The 2,747-nt window shown below is 70.4% G+C and carries 1 protein-coding gene and 1 pseudogene; both read right to left on the bottom strand.

Features of this window, described 5'->3' with window-relative positions; all coding sequences use genetic code 11:
* Window positions 1-917 (bottom strand): annotated as a pseudogene (locus NKF06_RS20360) (hypothetical protein); the annotation flags it as partial.
* Window positions 918-920: 3 nt separating this feature from the next.
* On the bottom strand, window positions 921-2,747 hold a 1,827-nt coding region (locus NKF06_RS20355), incomplete at its 5' end, for a hypothetical protein (RefSeq protein WP_253246437.1).

Raw genomic sequence — 2,747 nt, 5'->3', positions numbered from 1 at the left:
CAACGCGCGACGACGAGCGTCTCGCGGCCGCCGGAGGGGACCGCGGCGTCCTCGCCTTCGACCGCGATGGCGTAGGCGGCGGGGTCGGGTTCGACAGCCTCGCCGACGCCGAGGCGAGCGACGCGGAAGTCGTAGCGGACGCCCGCGTCGAGTTCGATAGTGACGACCGCGTGGTCGCCGCTGGAGGCGTAGGAGACGACCCGCGCGTGGGGTTCCTCGGCCATGAGGTCGACCCACGCGTCCTCGGAGAGGTAGGTCGGCACCGAGATGCGAACCGGGTCGGCGGCGTTGTAGACGGGCAGCGACTCGGTGCGGACGGAGACGGGCGCGAGCGACACGGTGTCGCCGGCCGTCGTGTGGCCGTCGAGGTCGCCTTCGAAGAAGACGAGCGTGACGGTCGTGCCGCGGACGAGCGACTGGCGGTGGACGACGGGGGTGCCGTCGGTTTCGAGGTACGAGACGCCGCTTTCGAGCACCATCCGGGCCTCGTCGCGCTCGGCGTAGTCGGGTTCGTAGACGATGGCTCCGGTCGCGTAGGTGTGCGTCGAGCCGTCCCAGAAGACCCGCTCGGGGCCGACCGCGGAGACGCCCGTGACGGTCACGGCGTCCGCGCCGTCGACTCGGAACGTCCCGACGCTGTCGGGCGGTGAGACCACGAGGTAGCGTTCGGGGTACGACACGTCGGAGTCGACCGCGACGCGACTGCCGGCGTCGACGCCGGAGGCGCGGAAGACCTGCGAGTCGAGCGACGCGAGGTCGGTCGAGACGCTGGCGCTGTGGTCGGCCTCGTCGCCGGCGGTCCAGACGGGCGTGCCCGCGAGTTGGACCATGGCGATGACCGACACGACGAGACCGAACGCGAAGACGAGCCCGAGGATTTCGGACACGCCGCGAGAGTCGAGAGAGAGGCGAGACACGGCTCAGGCCTCCACGTCGGGGGCGTTCAGTTCGGGCGAGTCCTTGTCCTCGATGGCGGAGTTGGGCAGGTAGATGCGGGTCGCCGCGGTGATGACCACGTCGTCCTCCGCGGAGATGGCGGCCTCGCGGCCGCTGACCATGCCGTTGTTGGAGGTTATCTCCACATCCGTCTTCGCCGAGGCGATGTTCGCGCCGACGACGAAGATGTTGCCCTCGGCGTCGACGAGGATGTCGCCGTCGCCGAGCATGACCACGCCGTTGAGGTTGGCTCCGCCGCGTGCGGAGACGATTTCGAGGTCGGCGTTGTCCTTGACACCCGAGAGGCCGGCCCCGGAGAGGTCGACGCCGTGCGCGCCGTCGATGCGGACGTCGCCCTTGCCGCTGATGTCGGCGCTCCGGGCGCTGACGAAGCCGTTCGTCGAGGTGACAGCGAGGAGGTTGCGGTCCTGCGTGAGCGTCACCCCGGCGTTGTCGATGTCGATGTCGCCGCCGGCTTCGATGGTGAGGTCGGCGTTGCTTCCCTGCGTGACCGACGCGCCGGAGAGGTCGATTTCGTCGCCCGCGGTCACGTCGATGTTCTTCCCCGAGACCGAGGTGACGCTCACGCCGACCGCGGCCAAGGAGCCGCTTCCGGCGTCGATGTCGATTCGGCTGTTCGAGCCGGTCGCGACGATGTCGACGTGGAGCGAGACGCCCTCGCCCGCGAGGGTGATGTCCTCGTTGGAGACGATGGTGCGGACACTCGGCGGGACGACGAGCCGGTCGGAGCCGGCGTCGTAGACGATATCGCCGCCCGTGCCGGTGTTGTTGACGCGGTAGTCCGCGCCGTCGAACTCGCCGTTGCCGTCCACGTCAGCGTAGACGAAGCCGGGGTCGCCGATGGCGGCCACGAGCCCGCGGAGCGGGTCGGTGACGCCGCCCTCGCGGAGTTGCACGTCGAAGGTCACGCGGTCGACGTTCGCGCCCGCGGAGTCCTCGACGACCACGTCGAACTCGTCGGAGACGACGCCGTCGACGCTGCTCGTCGCGGCGTAGACGAAGGTCGCGCGGCCGTCGCCGTCGGTGACAGTCGAGATGGCGCCGGTGTCGCGCGCGACGATGCGCCCGCTCTCGGCGGTCAGGCCGGGGCTGACCTTGACGACCGCGTTGGGGACGGGGTTGTTCTGTGCGTCGCGGACCTCGACGACGGCCCGGTGGGTCGCTCCGGGCGGGACGACGGCGTTGTCGCCCTCCACGTCGATGATGTAGGCGGGCTCTTGGAGCGCGCCGGGGGTGTCGATGCCGACCCGCGAGAGCCGCAGGTCGTACGTCTTGCCGGGCGCGAGTTCGACCGTCAGGGTGTTGTAGTCGGCTCCGGTCGCGTACGAGATAGAGCGGACGTTGGGTTCGTCGGCCAGCAGGTCGCGCCACGCGTCCTCGGAGAGCCGAGTGGGGACCGAGATGGTGATGGGCGTGCCCGCGTCGGTGACCGTGATGTAGTCGGTGCCGGCGCTCAGGGGGACGACGCTGAAGGTCGTCGCCTCGCCCGTCGCGGTGTCGATGTCGCCTTCGAGGAAGACGAGAGACACCTTGGTTCCGTCGACGAGCGACTGGGTCGCGCCGACCTCACCGCCGCCGTAGGCGGTGTACTGCGCGGTTCCCTCGTGGACGAGCGAGGGCTCGCTCTGGAGGTACCGGTAGTCGGGGCGGTAGACGAACTGCTGGGTGTCGAACGCGTGTTCGGAGCCGTCCCAGTAGGTGCCGGTCTCGCCGGTCGCGACCGCGCCGGAGATGCGGGCCGTCGCGGGGTCGGTCGTCCGGAGGCTGCCGGAGCCGGCCGCGGGCGAGAC

Origin of the sequence: Haloferax sp. AB510 (assembly GCF_024136985.1) — an archaeon.
Taxonomy (GTDB): Archaea; Halobacteriota; Halobacteria; order Halobacteriales; family Haloferacaceae; genus Haloferax.
Note: the sequence above shows the minus strand (reverse complement) of the source record. Positions and strands in the feature narration are given on the sequence as shown.